Annotated in this window: 19 protein-coding genes; 15 read left to right on the top strand and 4 right to left on the bottom strand. The window is 56.3% G+C overall.

What is annotated here, in order from left to right; genetic code table 11:
* The first annotated feature begins 139 nt into the window (after nt 1-139).
* From G482_RS0105060 to G482_RS0105075, 4 genes are all read left to right on the top strand, one after another.
* A complete protein-coding gene (locus G482_RS0105060) occupies nt 140-1,084 on the top strand; it encodes a Tim44 domain-containing protein (RefSeq protein ID WP_028449124.1) in 945 nt (314 codons plus the stop codon).
* A gap of 120 nt (nt 1,085-1,204) precedes the next feature.
* Nucleotides 1,205-1,576, top strand: a complete 372-nt coding sequence (locus G482_RS0105065) for a hypothetical protein (protein ID WP_051258745.1) — start codon at nt 1,205-1,207, stop codon at nt 1,574-1,576.
* Between the two features lie 6 nt (nt 1,577-1,582).
* Nucleotides 1,583-2,236, top strand: coding sequence for a Crp/Fnr family transcriptional regulator (locus G482_RS0105070; protein WP_028449126.1), 654 nt, complete (start codon nt 1,583-1,585; stop codon nt 2,234-2,236).
* 64 nt (nt 2,237-2,300) lie between these two features.
* Nucleotides 2,301-2,954, top strand: coding sequence for a Crp/Fnr family transcriptional regulator (locus G482_RS0105075; RefSeq protein ID WP_051258746.1), 654 nt, complete (start codon nt 2,301-2,303; stop codon nt 2,952-2,954).
* Between the two features lie 85 nt (nt 2,955-3,039).
* Here the strand turns inward: G482_RS0105075 and lptM are convergent, their stop codons facing one another.
* The gene (gene lptM / locus G482_RS17375; protein WP_156905349.1) at nt 3,040-3,225 is read right to left on the bottom strand and encodes an LPS translocon maturation chaperone LptM; all 186 of its coding nucleotides are present in this window, start codon (nt 3,223-3,225) and stop codon (nt 3,040-3,042) included.
* A 50-nt stretch (nt 3,226-3,275) separates the two neighbouring features.
* Between lptM and cyaY the strand changes: the two genes are divergently transcribed.
* Genes cyaY through G482_RS0105100 form a run of 4 tightly spaced genes read left to right on the top strand, consistent with a single transcriptional unit; the run spans nt 3,276 to nt 5,783 of the window.
* On the top strand, nt 3,276-3,590 hold the full coding sequence (gene cyaY / locus G482_RS0105085) for an iron donor protein CyaY (protein ID WP_028449128.1): 315 nt from the start codon (nt 3,276-3,278) through the stop codon (nt 3,588-3,590).
* A 15-nt stretch (nt 3,591-3,605) separates the two neighbouring features.
* Complete coding sequence (locus G482_RS0105090; RefSeq protein WP_211227568.1) at nt 3,606-4,019, top strand: YqaA family protein; 414 nt, start codon at nt 3,606-3,608, stop codon at nt 4,017-4,019.
* A gap of 48 nt (nt 4,020-4,067) precedes the next feature.
* Complete coding sequence (locus G482_RS0105095; protein WP_034618982.1) at nt 4,068-5,534, top strand: M48 family metalloprotease; 1,467 nt, start codon at nt 4,068-4,070, stop codon at nt 5,532-5,534.
* 12 nt (nt 5,535-5,546) lie between these two features.
* Nucleotides 5,547-5,783: a DUF6500 family protein gene (locus tag G482_RS0105100; protein ID WP_028449131.1), complete on the top strand. Its 237-nt coding sequence runs from the start codon at nt 5,547-5,549 to the stop codon at nt 5,781-5,783.
* Nucleotides 5,784-5,888: 105 nt separating this feature from the next.
* On the opposite strand, the gene G482_RS0105105 is transcribed toward G482_RS0105100, so the two are convergent.
* Together G482_RS0105105 and G482_RS0105110 are read right to left on the bottom strand one after the other, a co-directional pair.
* Nucleotides 5,889-6,323 carry a DUF1841 family protein gene (locus tag G482_RS0105105; RefSeq protein ID WP_156905350.1) on the bottom strand — a complete coding sequence of 145 codons (435 nt, stop codon included), beginning with the start codon at nt 6,321-6,323 and terminating at the stop codon, nt 5,889-5,891.
* A 12-nt stretch (nt 6,324-6,335) separates the two neighbouring features.
* Complete coding sequence (locus G482_RS0105110) at nt 6,336-7,382, bottom strand: FIST N-terminal domain-containing protein (RefSeq protein WP_156129001.1); 1,047 nt, start codon at nt 7,380-7,382, stop codon at nt 6,336-6,338.
* Nucleotides 7,383-7,399: 17 nt separating this feature from the next.
* On the opposite strand from G482_RS0105110, the gene G482_RS0105115 reads away from it, so the two are divergent.
* The 6 genes from G482_RS0105115 (at nt 7,400) to G482_RS0105140 (ending at nt 13,759) form a co-directional block, all read left to right on the top strand.
* The gene (locus G482_RS0105115) at nt 7,400-7,882 is read left to right on the top strand and encodes a glutathione peroxidase (protein WP_028449134.1); all 483 of its coding nucleotides are present in this window, start codon (nt 7,400-7,402) and stop codon (nt 7,880-7,882) included.
* A gap of 173 nt (nt 7,883-8,055) precedes the next feature.
* The gene (carA, locus tag G482_RS0105120) at nt 8,056-9,210 is read left to right on the top strand and encodes a glutamine-hydrolyzing carbamoyl-phosphate synthase small subunit (RefSeq protein WP_034619049.1); all 1,155 of its coding nucleotides are present in this window, start codon (nt 8,056-8,058) and stop codon (nt 9,208-9,210) included.
* Nucleotides 9,211-9,214: 4 nt separating this feature from the next.
* Nucleotides 9,215-9,448, top strand: a complete 234-nt coding sequence (locus tag G482_RS0105125; RefSeq protein WP_028449136.1) for a hypothetical protein — start codon at nt 9,215-9,217, stop codon at nt 9,446-9,448.
* A gap of 11 nt (nt 9,449-9,459) precedes the next feature.
* Nucleotides 9,460-12,681 carry a carbamoyl-phosphate synthase large subunit gene (gene carB, locus G482_RS0105130; protein ID WP_028449137.1) on the top strand — a complete coding sequence of 1,074 codons (3,222 nt, stop codon included), beginning with the start codon at nt 9,460-9,462 and terminating at the stop codon, nt 12,679-12,681.
* A 101-nt stretch (nt 12,682-12,782) separates the two neighbouring features.
* Complete coding sequence (gene greA, locus G482_RS0105135; protein ID WP_028449138.1) at nt 12,783-13,265, top strand: transcription elongation factor GreA; 483 nt, start codon at nt 12,783-12,785, stop codon at nt 13,263-13,265.
* Between the two features lie 65 nt (nt 13,266-13,330).
* Entirely contained in the window at nt 13,331-13,759 is a 429-nt protein-coding gene (locus tag G482_RS0105140; protein WP_028449139.1) for a DUF4149 domain-containing protein, read from the top strand.
* 54 nt (nt 13,760-13,813) lie between these two features.
* Here the strand turns inward: G482_RS0105140 and yhbY are convergent, their stop codons facing one another.
* Nucleotides 13,814-14,134 carry a ribosome assembly RNA-binding protein YhbY gene (gene yhbY, locus G482_RS0105145; RefSeq protein ID WP_028449140.1) on the bottom strand — a complete coding sequence of 107 codons (321 nt, stop codon included), beginning with the start codon at nt 14,132-14,134 and terminating at the stop codon, nt 13,814-13,816.
* A 45-nt stretch (nt 14,135-14,179) separates the two neighbouring features.
* Between yhbY and rlmE the strand changes: the two genes are divergently transcribed.
* Nucleotides 14,180-14,800, top strand: coding sequence for a 23S rRNA (uridine(2552)-2'-O)-methyltransferase RlmE (gene rlmE / locus G482_RS0105150; protein ID WP_028449141.1), 621 nt, complete (start codon nt 14,180-14,182; stop codon nt 14,798-14,800).
* Nucleotides 14,801-14,864: the final 64 nt, after the last annotated feature.

Consider the following 14,864-nt stretch of genomic DNA (forward strand, 5'->3'; position numbering starts at 1 on the left):
GCCCGGCGGCCTATACCCCGGGCTTTATTTTTAGCTGCCGCGCGAACGTGCGCTAAGCGGGGGATTGAACTTTTACCCGTTTGCCCCCACTAATGCAGCAGTACGATTACCCATTGTCCTTTTTCACATAGGAAAATCCATGGCCCAATTTCGCCAAACCCTGATGGTGGTCTTGATGAGCACCACGCTATTTGCCTCGCACCTGGCCGAAGCCAAGCGTCTGGGTGGTGGCCGTTCGAACGGGATGCAGCGCCAAGCGCAACCGGCGCCACAACGCCAGGCTCAGCCATATCAGGCGCCGCAACAGCAGCCGGCACCCGCTTACCAGCAAAAGAAAAGTGGCAGCATGCTGGGTGGCGTCTTGGGTGGCCTAGCCGTTGGCGGTTTGCTCGGCTATATGCTGGGCAATAATGCTTCGGGCGCGGCACAAGGCGAGAGCGGTATCCCGTGGGGCACATTATTGCTGCTGGGCGGTTTGACCGCGGGTGGTGTGTGGTTGCTGCGTCGACGCAAACCGCTGGCTCCGGCAGCTAGCCCCTACCAAGCCGCGCCTGTGCTAAATCCCGCCGGTTTCCCGGCCGGTAATCCGTCACCAGCGGCGAAAACCGACTACCAGCCAACTAGCTATCAGGCACAACCACCTGCTAGTGGCGGCGGCTGGGGTATTGGCCAAGGCATTGGCGGTGGTGTGTACACGGCGCCAGCCACCCCGATTACCCGTTTGCCCGATGGTACGGAAGCGGCCGCTTTCCTGCGCCAAGCCCGCGCGAGTTTTCTGCATATGCAGGCGCTCAATTCACCCGAGCAGCTGGAAGAAATGCGTCGCTATCTGACGCCTGAGCTCTTTACCGCGCTGAAAGATGAAATTGGCAACAACAGTGATCTGGCCGAATTCCCAGAGCTGAATCTGCAATTGGTGCAGGCGGTGAGCGAAGAAGGCCGCATGATCGCCAGTGTGGAATTTGCCGGCCGCGTGAGCGAAAGCCTGAATGCACCGGCAGAGCCATTCAAAGAAATCTGGCATTTTGTGCGCCCAATGCAGGGCGATCCACGCTGGTTGCTGGCGGGGATTCAGCAAGTCTGACGTTTTATTCTGTCGTAATTGGTCAAAGCCCGTTAGGTTGTTGCGACTTAACGGGCTTTTTGTCTTACAATTTACCTTGATTTATTGCCGAAAGGTGTGCTTGTGCAGGCGCTTAAACGAATGCTGGTGCTGTTGCCGCTCACCCTCTCCCTGACCGCATGCGATCAGGTGATGGAGCTGATCAACAAACCGAAAGCCAATGGCAAGGCCATTGGTGCGGCGTGTCGCCACAGTGGGCGCGCGCTGGAAGATTGTTATCGACGCAATGCCAAAATCCCCAAAGCCGATATTTTCGCCGGCTGGAAAGAAATGAACGAATACATGCAGGCGAAAAAAATCGACATCGTGCCCCCGCCGCCGGATGTTACAACTGGGCAACTGGCGCCGGAAGAAGGCCATGGTGCCGAAGCCGACAATGCCAGTGAAGCTGGCGAAGCTGCTTCAGCTCCGAGCGAGAAAGGCAGTAAACCCGAGAAAAAAGCCGGCCATTGAGGTGACATGACGTCCATTCTGGAAAAAGTAGATGTATTTGCCGGCTTGCCGAGCGAATCATTGCTGGAATTAGAAGCGCTGGCGATTCGCCGGCATTACGCCAAAGGCGTGCCGGTATTTTACGAAGGCGAGCCGGTTGAGCATTTGCTGGTGCTGATTGAGGGGCGTTTAAAGCTCTTTCATAGTAATGACTCTGGCCGCGAGTATGTTTATGGCGTGGCCGAACCAGGCCTGTCGTTTGGCGGGATCGGCCTGCTTACCGATGAGGTGCGCACCGTCTGTGCCGAAGCCGAAGACGATTGCGTGTTTTTATCGATCGCGCGCAGTAATTTCCTCGACTTTGTGGCCACGCATCCGCAAATCAAAGACGCCCTGCTGGCGGGCTCGATCCGGCTGATTAAACATCTGACCAAAACCGTGAGCGATCTGGCCTTGAATGACGTGTATGGCCGGATACGCCGCGTATTTGAAATGCTGGCGGTCAATACCCCCGAGGGGGATCTGATCGAGGGGCAAATTACCCAGCAAGATCTGGCCGACCGGGTCGGCGCCTCGCGCGAAATGATTGCCAAGGTGATGAAAGAACTGGTGGCCGGTGGCTATGTCGAGACTGGCCGCCGCCGTATTTTGATTTTGAAAAAACTGCCCGAACGCTTTTAAGTCCGGCCTGAGTGCCGGCACGGGCGATTAACAACCCAAGCCAACCTGACTAATAGGTATTGTTATGCTGGAAATCTTAAAAACCATCCCTCTGCTGCAAGGCTTTCCGGATGAGCAACTGGAATACATCCTGGCTACTGGCCTGAAACGCACCATGCCCAAGGGCTCATTTGTGTTTCGCGAGGGTGATCCGGCCGAATCGATGTATGTGCTGATCGATGGCCGTGCACGCTGTTTTGCCAGTGATAATCAGGGCAAAGAATTTGTCTTTATGGTGGTTGAGCCGGGTGATGCGATTGGCGAAATTTCGCTGATCGACAACGAGCCGCGCGGCTGGTCATGTCAATGTGAAGAAGACTCGGTCTTCCTGATGTTTAGCAAGCAAGAATTCCGCGAAGCGCTGGATCGTGAGCCGCATGTGAAAGAGCTGGTGATTCAAAACTTGGCGGCGATGGTGCGCCATTTGTCGACCACGATGAAAAACCTGGCCTTGCTCGATGTGTATGGCCGCGTGCGCGCGCTGTTTGAATCGATGCTGGTGACCGAAGACGGCGTGGAAATGGTGAGCCAGCCGCTCACCCAGCAAGCGATTGCCGATCGAGTGGGCTCGTCGCGCGAAATGATCGCCAGGATCCTGAAAGAGCTGGTGTTCGGTGGCTATATCCGCTTGGAAAACAAACGCATCATCATTTTGCAAAAGCTGCCTGAGCGCTTCTGAGCGACGCGCAAACAAAAAGCGGCCAAGGGCCGCTTTTTTATCGCCTGCACATTGGCGGCGGTGCCGCTGTGGCGCGTGAGTGGCTTTATTGCGTGCTCACGGCGCTGGCCTTGACGGCGGCGCTGGCGGCTTTGGCTGGTGCCTGAGTCGTTTTGGCTGGCGCCGGGGTGGTTTTGGCGGCCGGTGTGGCGGTGGGTAGATACAAGGGGCCTTTGTAACCACAGGCGGCGAGGAAGCTGGCAACAGTCAGCAGGGCAAGCAGTTTGCGCATGGCGGGGCAATCAATGGCAAAATGCCAGTTTATCATGTTGGAACCAAGCGATGACCGAATCTGAATTTCTAAGCGCCAGCGATGCGATTTTTAGCCAGATTGAAACGGCGCTGGACGCGGTTGATTTTGATGTCGATCCGCTGCGCGCTGGCAATGTGCTGGAGCTGGAATTTGAAGATGGCAGCAAAGTGATTGTGAATCGCCATACGCCGAATCAAGAGCTGTGGATTGCCGCACGCTCGGGTGGCTATCACTATCGCTGGCAGGATGGGCAGTGGCGCAATACCCGTGGCGAGGGTGAGTTTTTCGCCGATCTGGCTGCCGCCATCAGCACCCATGCTGGCGCACCCTTTGCATTTGCTTAAGCTGGTCCGTGCCGCATGTTAATGGCCGAATGGGGCTGGCTGGGTGCTTTGGCCCTGTCGGCGTTTACCTCGGCTACCTTGTTGCCAGGTAATTCTGAGCTGGCCTTTGCCGCGGCTTTGCATTACCAGCCGCAGTTATGGGTCTGGGCCTGGCTGGTGGCTGCGGTGGCCAATAGTGCCGGGGGCGCGCTCACCGTCTGGCTGGGGCGCCGTTTGCCGGCGCAGCCCAAGCACCGTTGGCTGCAGCGCAGTCTGGCCTTGGCTCAGCGTTTCGGGCCTGCCAGCCTGCTGCTGTCGTGGGTGCCGCTTTTGGGTGATGCTCTGTGCGGGCTAGCTGGCTGGTTGCGTTGGCCGTGGGGGCGCGTGTTGTGTTATTTAAGCCTTGGTAAAATTGCCCGCTATGGGGTAATTGTCTACTGGCTAGTTTAAATCTATTGTTGAGCCTCATACCCAGCCTGGGTATTTAGGAGGAGCTGCATGTCCCATCCCAAGCCCACCTGGGCGCGCCGCAGTCTGGCGCTGGTACTGAGTTTGAGTTTGTGCTGGCCCAGCGTCAGCCTGGCCACCAATTTGCCCGATTTGGGTGATGTGTCGCAGCAAGGCTTAAGCCCGCAGCAGGAGCGGGAAATCGGCGAGATGGCCATGCGCGAAATTCGCCGCAGCGGCGTGCTGCTGGATGACCCCGAGGTGGCGGCCTTTCTGAATACCATGGGTTATCGCCTGGTCGAGGCGGCCGAAGTGCGCGATACCCAGTTTACGTTTTTTCCGATTCTGGATTCGTCAGTGAATGCCTTTGCGATTCCGGGGGGGGTTATTGGCGTGCATACCGGTCTGATTATTCAGGCTCAGCATGAATCGGAAGTCGCCAGCGTGTTGGCGCACGAAATTGCCCACGTTTCGCAAAACCATCTGGCGCGGATGATTGAGGGCATGAAGGGTAGCCCTTGGTTGACCTTGGCCGGTATTGCCGCCGCGATTATCGCCGGCAGTATGGGGCGCGGCGATGCGGCGGCGGCGGCGATTGCTGCCACCACCGGCGCCAGCGTGCAACGGCAGCTGGATTTTACCTACTCGTTTGAGCAGGAAGCCGACCGCCTCGGTATGCAGACGCTGCAGCGCTCAGGCTATGATCCGCGCGCAATGGCGGTGTTTTTTGAGCGGCTGCAAAACCATAACCGGATTGTGGAAAGCAATGCGCCTGAATTTCTGCGCACGCACCCGGTCACGATGAAACGGATTTCCGAGGCGCAAAATCGCGTGGGCGAGCTGAAATATCGGCAAGTGCCCGATTCGCCCGAGTTTTTATTTGTGCGCGAAAAAGTGCGCGCCATGCAGCTGGGTGGGCGCGAAGCGATTAGCTATTTCCAGAAAACCATCGCCGAGAAGCGCTACGCCAGCGAAACCGCGCAGCGCTATGGCTTGGCCTATGCCTACTTTCTGGCGCGGCAATACGAGCCCGCGTGGGCCGCGCTGCAGCAGGCGCGCGATAGCTTTGCACCCAAACGTAGTCACCCGATGTTTGAATATCTGGCCGGGCAAATTCGCCTAGCCCAAGGGCAATCGGCCGAGGCGCTGAATGTACTTGGCGCCGCCAGCGCACGTTATCCGGCCAGCAAGGCGCTGCAATATGCCTTGCTGGATGCCCTGATTGATGCCGGCCAATTCAGCCGCGCCGAGAGCGAGCTGAAAGACCAGCTCAGCATGTATCCCAGCGATGCGCTGTTTTATCAGCGCGGGGCGCGGCTGTATGCCAAGCAAGGCAAGCTGATGCAGCAATATCAGATGCAGGGTGAGTATTACGCCCGGCTGAAGGAATACAACGCAGCGCTGGAGCAATTTAACCTCGCGCTGCGCCAGCCCGAGCAGGATTTTTATCTGCAATCTGGGATAGAGGCGCGGGTGCGCGAGCTGGAAAGCTTGCTGCAAAGCGATAGCAAAAAATAAACCGGAAAAAATATGCGCCCCATATTCCGACACAAAATCCTCGCCGTTTGCGAGCAAAAAATCGCGCAGAAAGGCGAAGGGGTAGGGGTGTCGTTTTATGCATTTTTCGCCAATAAAAACGACGATCCGGAGTTGCTAATGGAAGCGGCGACGTGGTGGATCCAAACGCACAGGCTGGATCATTTTGAGAAAGCGCAGAAAATCCGGCGCATGGTGCTGGCCGAACAAAGCCAAGCTAGCGCCATCTAGCCCCGACTAAGCAAAGCTATGCGCATAGACCCAAAGCACTGATAGTCGCAATGGGTATATGCCGGAAGGCTAATTGGGTTAAAGCTTGTGGGCCAATACCCGCGCTTAGCGAATCAGCTTAATCCGCTGACGCAAGCCATCCAGATAAATCGCTGGATCGGGCGCGCTTTGATTGCGCTGCGCTTGCCAGATCATTTCGCCTAAGCATTCGAGCATATCGTGCAGGGCTTTATGCGCGTCATTGTGCTGGGCGTGGAGCTGCTGATATAGCGCGCGCACCCCGGCGGGCTGATCGATCGAAAGCTGCTCGGCAATGGCCAGGTGCAGCGATAAATGCAGGAAGGGGTTGGTGTCGCCATGCTCAGGCGGCCAATCGCGATCGATATAATCTTCACTCAGGTACGCATGGTATTCCGGATGGGCGAGCAGCACATCGACGACCACGGCTTCTAGGTCTTCCAGATGCAGGCCTTGCTGGTGTTTTTGCCAGCTATGAATAAAAAAGCGCCGAGCTTGGTCGCGACTGGGGTTGAACAGCATAGCGTTTAATCTTTAATCAAAGAGAGCCAGAAGAACGCTATTGTCGACGACCCGGTTGAATTTGGCGAGCGGGATAATCTGCCCATTGCCATAAAAGCCGGCAAACGGCACCGCCGGTAGCGTGCGTCGCAATGTGTGCCAATCCGGCTCAGTGAGCCCATCGCCCGCCATGGCGCGGCGATGGCTGGAAAATGCCAATGCCCAGCGTGGCTGTGGGCGGCCAGCGAGTTGGCTAATGATCTGGCTGGCAAAACGCTGGCTGGCGGCGCTGCTATCAAAATGCCCCCAGCGTAGTTCATCGCCCGCCTGCAGGGGCTGCGCCAGCATTACGCTATCTGTACTCAAATCTCCGCCCAACACGGGCGCCCAATGGGCCGTTTCGCCCCGTCCGGCCGGGCGAATCGCGGCTTGCAGGCTTTCGAGCGGGTATTGTCCCAGCCAGGGGGCGAGGGTTTGCAATGCGGGTTGGTCGTCGAGCCGCTGTAGTTGCAGGCCGTCGGCCGCGGTGATGGTTTGCCACGGGCCAAGCTCGCTCAACCCATCCGAGACGATGATCGAGCGCGCCTCAAGCGGTAACTGAATAAAGCTAAAGCGCTGTTGGCCCGCTTGCCACAGTGCATATTGCCCTTTGCCAGTAGCATCGCCCGCAATCGCGCCAAACTTGGTGGCGCCATCATTGAGCCAGAATTGGTTCACCGCATTGGGCGCCGCGAGGGCCAGATGGGAATTGCGCTGGTGCAAAGGGTAATCCACCGGCAGCACGAGGGCCGCTGCGGCGGGTGAATCTAGGCTCCAGTCCTGCTCGGTAAAGACCCCGGCCGCACTGGCGCCGGCAATATCAATGCTGCCACAGACACTGGCCACTGCGCGCAGGCAAGCATCGATCTGGCCGTGAAAATGAGTGGAGAGAAACAGAAACACTTTTCCGGCCTGCGTCATGCCGCCGCGGGCCATGGCCGCGCTAACGGCAGCGATGGCCACTTGGGTGCTGGCGCGTGGGCCGTGGGCGTAACCGCTGGCAGGGTGGCTTATGGTATGGTGGGCGCTATCGGCAGACAATTTTGAGATTTCTTGCAATGAGTAAAGCAGCAGGGCCGGATTTTCCACTCACGCTCGCGGATGGCCAGCAAGTGCGCTGGTCCGATTATGCGGGTCAGGTGGTGCTGGTGGTGAATGTGGCCAGCCGCTGTGGTTTTACCCCGCAGTATGCCGGATTGCAAACTTTATATCAGCGCTACCGCGCACAAGGGCTGGTGGTGTTGGGTTTTCCGTGCCGGCAATTTGCCCAAGAGCTGGCGGCCGATGCCGCGATTGGTGAGTTTTGCCAGCGTAATTATGGGGTGGAATTTCCGATTTTTGCCCCGATCAAAGTCAATGGCCCTAACGCCCATCCGCTGTATCGCTGGCTGAAAAATCAGCGTCCCGGGGTGCTGGGCACGCGGCTGATCAAGTGGAACTTCACCAAGTTTTTGCTGAACCGGCAGGGGCAGGTGGTGGCGCGGTTTGCGCCCATTACCCCACCCAGCGCCATCGAACAGGCGATAGAAAGATTGCTGTAATGGCGCTAGCGTAGGCTGGCGGATAGGGCGTTAGCGTTGATGAAGAAGGGGTTTTAGGGTAGAATCCGGCTAATTTTGTATGCGTGAAACGGGGTGGGTCTTCCTATCCCGTTTTTCTACGTGTACCCCACGGATTTATGACTTTTTTGGGCGCAACGCCCTGGAGCCGCCACGTGTCTGCACCTGCCCCCACTCCAGTACAGACGCCAGCCTTGCTGGCGCTCGCCGACGGTACTCTGTTTTACGGCGTATCGATTGGCGCCGACGGTGAAACCCTCGGTGAAGTCGTGTTCAACACGTCGCTGACCGGTTATCAGGAAATTCTGACTGACCCTTCGTACACCAAGCAAATCGTTACCCTGACTTACCCGCATATTGGTAACTATGGCGTGAACAGCGAAGACGCTGAAAGCCGCGCTGTGTTTGCCGAAGGCCTGATCATTCGTGATCTGCCTTTGATGCATTCTAACTTCCGCGCCACCATGAGCCTGGGGGAGTATCTCAAGCAAAACGGCGTGGTTGCTATTGCGGATATCGATACCCGTAAACTCACGCGCATTCTGCGCGAGAAGGGCGCTCAAGCCGGTTGCATCGTGAGCGGCCAGAATATCGACGCCGCGGCTGCGGTTGAGAAAGCCAAATCGTTTGGCTCGATGGCCGGCCAAGATCTGGCCAAAGTGGTGACGTGCGAAAAGCCATTTGAGTGGACGACGGCCGAGTGGAAGCTGGGCGTGGGTTATACCGTGCAGAGTAACCCGAAATTCCACGTGGTGGCCTATGACTTCGGCGTGAAACACAATATCTTGCGCATGCTGGCTGAGCGCGGTTGCAAACTGACCGTGGTGCCAGCGCAAACGCCGGCTAGCGAAGTGTTGGCGCTCAACCCCGATGGCGTGTTCCTGTCGAACGGCCCTGGCGATCCTGAGCCATGTGATTACGCGATTAAAGCGATTCAAGAATTGCTGGCCACCAGCCTGCCGATCTTCGGTATCTGTTTGGGGCACCAGTTGCTTGGCTTGGCTGCCGGCGGCAAAACCAGCAAGATGAAGTTTGGTCACCACGGTGCCAATCATCCGGTGCAAGACCTGGATAGCAAACATGTGATGATCACGAGCCAGAACCATGGCTTCCAAGTGGACGAAACCAGCTTGCCAGCCAATGTGCGCGTCACTCACCGTTCGCTCTTTGATGGCACGGTGCAGGGCATCGCGCTGACCGACAAGCCGGCCTTCTCGTTCCAGGGCCACCCAGAGGCGAGCCCAGGCCCGCACGATGTGGCGTACTTGTTTGACAAATTTATCGATGCGATGAGCGCCCGCAAGGCTTAACAGTATGGATGGCCTAGCCCAGCACTTTGGTGCCTTCTTCACCTCGCACCCCGCCGGTTGGCTGGGGGCGCTGGTGCTGATAGTGGGCTGCTGGCTGTTCTCTCGCATCCTCAAAATGATTATTTCTTGCGTGTTGCTGATCGCGATTGCGGCTGGCTGGTACTGGTGGACTCACCAGCAACCAACAGGCTCCGCGAATGCCGTGACAACCGTGATCGAAAACAGCGATAAACACTAAGGACGAACAATATGCCCAAGCGCAACGACCTAAAAAGCATTCTGATTATTGGTGCTGGCCCGATCGTGATCGGCCAGGCCTGCGAATTTGACTACTCTGGCGCGCAAGCGTGTAAAGCCCTGCGCGAAGAGGGCTACAAAGTCATTCTGGTGAACAGCAACCCTGCCACCATCATGACCGACCCGAATATGGCCGATGTGACCTACATCGAGCCGATTACCTGGCAAGTGGTTGAGAAAATCATCGCCAAAGAGCGTCCAGATGCCATTCTGCCGACCATGGGCGGCCAAACTGCACTGAACTGCGCGCTGGATCTGTGGCGCAATGGCGTGCTGGATAAATACAGCGTCGAGCTGATCGGCGCAACGCCAGAAGCGATTGATAAAGCCGAAGATCGGCAAAAATTCAAAGTGGCGATGGATAAGATCGGTCTGGGTTCGGCCCGTTCCGGTATCGCCCATACGCTGGAAGAAGCGCTGGCCGTGCAGGCGCAGGTGGGCTTCCCGGCGATTATCCGTCCTTCGTTCACCATGGGTGGCTCAGGCGGTGGTATCGCTTATAACATCCAAGAATTCATCGAAATCTGTACCCGTGGACTGGATCTATCGCCGACCAATGAGCTGTTGATTGAAGAGTCGCTGCTGGGCTGGAAAGAGTACGAGATGGAAGTCGTGCGTGATCGCAACGACAACTGCATTATCGTGTGCTCGATCGAAAACTTGGACCCAATGGGCGTACACACCGGTGATTCGATCACCGTAGCTCCAGCGCAAACGCTGACCGATAAGGAATACCAGATCATGCGTAATGCATCGATCGCGGTATTGCGCGAGATCGGTGTGGATACTGGCGGTTCTAACGTGCAATTCTCGGTGAACCCGAAAGACGGCCGTTTGATCGTGATCGAGATGAACCCACGCGTATCCCGTTCATCGGCGCTGGCTTCCAAAGCCACTGGTTTCCCGATTGCGAAAGTCGCCGCGAAACTGGCGGTGGGCTACACGCTGGATGAGCTGAAAAACGAAATTACTGGCGGCAAAACCCCAGCGTCGTTCGAGCCATCCATCGATTACGTGGTGACCAAAATCCCACGTTTTGCCTTCGAGAAATTCCCGCAAGCCAACAACCGCCTGACTACACAAATGAAGTCAGTGGGTGAGGTGATGGCAATGGGTCGCACGCAGCAAGAATCGCTGCAAAAAGCCCTGCGTGGTCTCGAAACCGGCATGTCGGGTTTTGATGAAATCTCCACTGATCGTACCCTGATCGAATCAGAAATCGCGGCGCCTGGCCCTGAGCGCCTGTGGTACGTGGCAGATGCTTTCCGCGTCGGCATGAGCCTGGATGAAATCCACGCGATTTCGAAGATCGATCCATGGTTCCTCGCGCTAATCGAAGACATCCTGAAAGATGAAGCCGCACTGCGTGGTCGCAATGTAGATAGCCTGAGCAAAGAAGAGCTGCGTCGCCTGAAACGTAAAGGTTTCTCTGATCGCCGTCTGGCCACTTTGCTCGGTTGCGACCAGAATGCTGTGCGTAAAGCACGTCATGCGCTGAATGTACGCCCGGTGTATAAGCGTGTAGACACCTGCGCAGCTGAGTTTGCGAGCAATACCGCCTATATGTATTCAACCTATGAGGAAGAATGCGAGGCGCAGCCAACCGACAAGAAAAAAGTCATGATTCTGGGCGGTGGCCCGAACCGGATTGGCCAAGGTATCGAGTTTGACTACTGCTGCGTGCATGCGGCACTGGCGTTGCGTGAAGATGGTTACGAAACCATCATGGTCAACTGCAACCCAGAAACCGTGTCTACCGATTACGATACTTCCGATCGGCTGTACTTCGAGCCACTGACGCTGGAAGACGTGCTGGAAATCGTGGCGGTTGAAAAACCATTTGGCGTGATCGTGCAATACGGTGGCCAAACCCCACTGAAATTGGCACGCGCGCTGGAAGCCAATGGTGTGCCTATCGTTGGTACTACCCCAGACATGATCGATGCCGCCGAAGACCGCGAGCGCTTCCAGAAGCTCTTGCATGATCTGGGCCTGCGTCAGCCGCCAAATGCTACAGCACGTACCGAGCCAGATGCGCTGCACTTGGCCCGCGAGCTGGGCTACCCGCTGGTGGTGCGCCCATCGTATGTACTGGGCGGCCGCGCAATGCAGATCGTGCATTCGGAAGACGATCTGGCCCGCTATATGCGCGAAGCGGTGAAAGTATCGAATGACTCGCCCGTGTTGCTGGATCGCTTCCTGAACGACGCGATTGAAGTGGATGTGGATGCGCTGTCGGATGGGGAACAAGTCATCATCGGCGGCATTATGGAACACATCGAGCAAGCCGGCGTGCACTCAGGCGATTCAGCCTGCTCGCTGCCACCGTATTCGCTCTCGCAAACGCTGCAAGATGAGCTGCGTCGGCAGACCGTGGCAATGGCCAAGGCGCTGAACGTGGTTGGTCTGATGAATGTGCAATTTGCGATTCAAGGCAAAGGCGACGAAGCCGTGGTGTATGTGCTGGAAGTGAATCCACGTGCTTCACGGACGGTGCCGTATGTATCGAAAGCCACCAGCTTGTCGCTGGCCAAAGTGGCTGCGCGTTGTATGGTGGGCCAGACTTTGGCCGCGCAAGGCGTTACCCGCGAAATCATTCCATCGTACTACTCGGTGAAAGAAGCGGTCTTCCCGTTCAATAAATTCCCTGGCGTGGATACCATCCTCGGCCCAGAGATGAAATCGACCGGTGAAGTCATGGGCGTGGGTACAACCTTTGCCGAAGCCTTTGTGAAATCACAAATGGCCGCGGGCACCGTGTTGCCAAGCTCAGGCAGCGTGTTTATTTCGGTGCGTGAAGGCGATAAAGCGCAAGCCGTTGAGTGCGCGGGCATTCTGGCGAAGCTGGGCTTTAAAGTGCTGGCCACCAAGGGCACTGCCGCCGCGATCGAAGCGGCCGGGGTCGCCGTTACCGCGGTCAACAAAGTGACCGAAGGTCGTCCGCATGTGGTGGATATGATCGTCAACGGTGAAATCGGCATGATCTTCAATACCGTGGATGAGCGCCGCCAAGCGATTCAGGATAGCTACTCGATCCGTCACGAGGCACTGAAAGCCAAGCTGCCAGTGTTTACGACCATCGCAGGTGCTAAAGCGGCGTGTATCGGTTTGCGTGATATGAAAGAACTGAACGTGTATGACGTACAGGGCTTGCATCGCCTGCTGAATAACTGATATTTTTACGCCTGAACACAACCAAGCCGCCATGCTCATTCGAGCTGGCGGCTGTTATTTTTACAACCGGCCGCAGTGGGGCGACCGGGTGGAGAGCAGACATGAATAAAGTGCCATTGACCGTCGTGGGGGCGGAAAAACTGAAGGCAGAACTGGCGCACCTGAAAAGCGTCGAGCGTCCAGCCGTGATTGCGGCGATTGCCGAGGCTCGTAGCCACGGCGATCTGTCGGAAAATGCCGAATACGACGCCGCCAAAGAAAAGCAGGGCTTTGTGGAAGGCCGCATTGCCGAGCTGGAAGGCAAGCTCGCCAACAGCCAGATTATCGATCCGAAGAGCATGGCCGATTCGGCTGAGGGCCGGATTGTGTTTGCGGCCACCGTGGTGCTGCAAGACTTGGATAACGAAAGCGAAGTTACCTACCAGATCGTTGGTGATGACGAAGCCGACATCAAAGAAGGCAAAATTTCGGTGTCGAGCCCCATTGCCCGCGCCCTGATCGGCAAATACGAAGGCGATGTGGCCGAGGTACAGGCACCGGGCGGCATTCGTGAATATGAAGTGCTGGCTGTTCAATACATCTAATTATTAAGAGGCTGGGTATAGCCTGCTAAGCCTTATCAAGCATTGGCTGTACGCTGATACATCGTATGGGTAATGGGTTGAAGAACCTGCTGACCACTGTGTGGATTGGCGGCATGTGGATCATCGGCATCGTGGTGGCGCCGGCTTTATTCAGTAGCCTGGATAAAGCTGTGGCTGGCATGGTAGCCGGCAAATTGTTTCATGCCATCGGCTGGATCGGCATTGTGGCCGGGCTGTTTTTGCTGATCTGGTGGATCTGGATGGATGGCGCCCGGGCCTTTAAAGGGCAAAAGCTCTGGCTGATTATCGGTATGCTGCTGTGCACGCTGATCAATCAGTTTGCGATTTTTCCGCTGATTGCCGAAATCAAACCTGCGGTGAGTAACGCCGCCGAAGGCATGTTTGGGGGCGGCTTAGCCCAATGGCACACGATTTCCAGCCTGATTTATCTGCTGCAAAGCGTGTTGGGCCTGATCTATATCTGGAAAGAATAAAGCGCAAAACAAAAGGGCGCCTTGGGCGCCCTCTTTGTTTTTAGCCAAACGCGATTAAGCGGCTTTCTTTTTGGCTTTAGGCAGCAGGATTTTTGGTTTGTCGGTATTGCTTGGGCGGTAGATCAGCAGCAGTTTGCCCAGAAGTTGCACCGGTGCCGCGCCCAGATCGGCGCAGATTTGTTCCATATACTGCTTGCGTGCTTCGCGATCGTCGCCCAGTACGCGAACTTTGATCAACTCGTGTGCGTCCAGATTAACGGCTATTTCCCGCATCACCGCATCAGTGAGACCATTGTTCCCAATCATCACCACCGGATTAAGGTGATGCGCCAAGCTGCGCAAATGACGGCATTGATCCGGGGTAAGTTCTAACATATTGATTAAATCCTTGAATTCTTGACTAACAGGACAGTTTAACCGATGGCAGGTATCAATTCCAGTAGTGCTTGGCTGCACGAGCATGTGAACGACCAGTATGTCCAGATGGCAAAAAAAGAAGGCTATCGGGCTCGCGCAGCCTACAAACTGCTGGAAATCGACGAAAAAGACAAACTCCTCAAGCCCGGCTTGTGGGTGGCTGACTTGGGCGCTGCGCCCGGCAGCTGGTGTCAGGTGGCCAAGAAAAAGGTCGGTGGCAATGGCCGGGTTTTTGCCTTGGATATCTTGGAAATGGATCCCATCCGCGATGTGGAGTTTGTGCAGGGCGATTTTCGCGAGCAGGAAGTCCTTGATCGTTTTAATGCCTTATTGGATGGTCGGCAGGTAGACCTTGTAATCTGCGATATGGCCCCCAATATGAGTGGTAATGCCGTAACCGATCAGGCGCGCAGTATGTATCTGTGCGAGCTGGCCCTCGAATTTGCCCGTGAACAACTTAAACCTGGCGGACATTTTCTGGTCAAAGTCTTCCAGGGCAGTGGTTTTCAAGAATATATGGCGGAAATGCGGGAAACTTTTTCTGCCGTTGTGACACGAAAACCAAAAGCCTCGCGTGATCGTAGCCCCGAAGTCTATCTGCTGGGTAAGCAAAAAAAGGCTTAACGCTGCGGTTGAAGCGAGTAAAATAGTTTTGTCATTCCCAATGTTGGGAAACACAGGAGTAAGG

The organism is Chitinibacter tainanensis DSM 15459 (assembly GCF_000429785.1).
Taxonomy (GTDB): Bacteria; Pseudomonadota; Gammaproteobacteria; order Burkholderiales; family Chitinibacteraceae; genus Chitinibacter; species Chitinibacter tainanensis.

Excerpts from the sequence above, each read along its gene's own strand:
- G482_RS0105105 (WP_156905350.1), bottom strand. The coding sequence starts at position 6,323 with ATGCTGTTCAACCCCAGTCGCGACCAAGCTCGGCGCTTTTTTATTCAT.
- G482_RS0105125 (WP_028449136.1), top strand. The coding sequence starts at position 9,215 with ATGGATGGCCTAGCCCAGCACTTTGGTGCCTTCTTCACCTCGCACCCC.
- cyaY (WP_028449128.1), top strand. The coding sequence starts at position 3,276 with ATGACCGAATCTGAATTTCTAAGCGCCAGCGATGCGATTTTTAGCCAG.
- G482_RS0105115 (WP_028449134.1), top strand. The coding sequence starts at position 7,400 with ATGAGTAAAGCAGCAGGGCCGGATTTTCCACTCACGCTCGCGGATGGC.
- greA (WP_028449138.1), top strand. The coding sequence starts at position 12,783 with ATGAATAAAGTGCCATTGACCGTCGTGGGGGCGGAAAAACTGAAGGCA.
- lptM (WP_156905349.1), bottom strand. The coding sequence starts at position 3,225 with ATGCGCAAACTGCTTGCCCTGCTGACTGTTGCCAGCTTCCTCGCCGCC.
- G482_RS0105140 (WP_028449139.1), top strand. The coding sequence starts at position 13,331 with ATGGGTAATGGGTTGAAGAACCTGCTGACCACTGTGTGGATTGGCGGC.
- yhbY (WP_028449140.1), bottom strand. The coding sequence starts at position 14,134 with ATGTTAGAACTTACCCCGGATCAATGCCGTCATTTGCGCAGCTTGGCG.
- G482_RS0105100 (WP_028449131.1), top strand. The coding sequence starts at position 5,547 with ATGCGCCCCATATTCCGACACAAAATCCTCGCCGTTTGCGAGCAAAAA.
- G482_RS0105070 (WP_028449126.1), top strand. The coding sequence starts at position 1,583 with ATGACGTCCATTCTGGAAAAAGTAGATGTATTTGCCGGCTTGCCGAGC.
- G482_RS0105065 (WP_051258745.1), top strand. The coding sequence starts at position 1,205 with ATGCTGGTGCTGTTGCCGCTCACCCTCTCCCTGACCGCATGCGATCAG.
- G482_RS0105090 (WP_211227568.1), top strand. The coding sequence starts at position 3,606 with ATGTTAATGGCCGAATGGGGCTGGCTGGGTGCTTTGGCCCTGTCGGCG.
- G482_RS0105095 (WP_034618982.1), top strand. The coding sequence starts at position 4,068 with ATGTCCCATCCCAAGCCCACCTGGGCGCGCCGCAGTCTGGCGCTGGTA.
- G482_RS0105075 (WP_051258746.1), top strand. The coding sequence starts at position 2,301 with ATGCTGGAAATCTTAAAAACCATCCCTCTGCTGCAAGGCTTTCCGGAT.
- G482_RS0105060 (WP_028449124.1), top strand. The coding sequence starts at position 140 with ATGGCCCAATTTCGCCAAACCCTGATGGTGGTCTTGATGAGCACCACG.
- rlmE (WP_028449141.1), top strand. The coding sequence starts at position 14,180 with ATGGCAGGTATCAATTCCAGTAGTGCTTGGCTGCACGAGCATGTGAAC.
- carB (WP_028449137.1), top strand. The coding sequence starts at position 9,460 with ATGCCCAAGCGCAACGACCTAAAAAGCATTCTGATTATTGGTGCTGGC.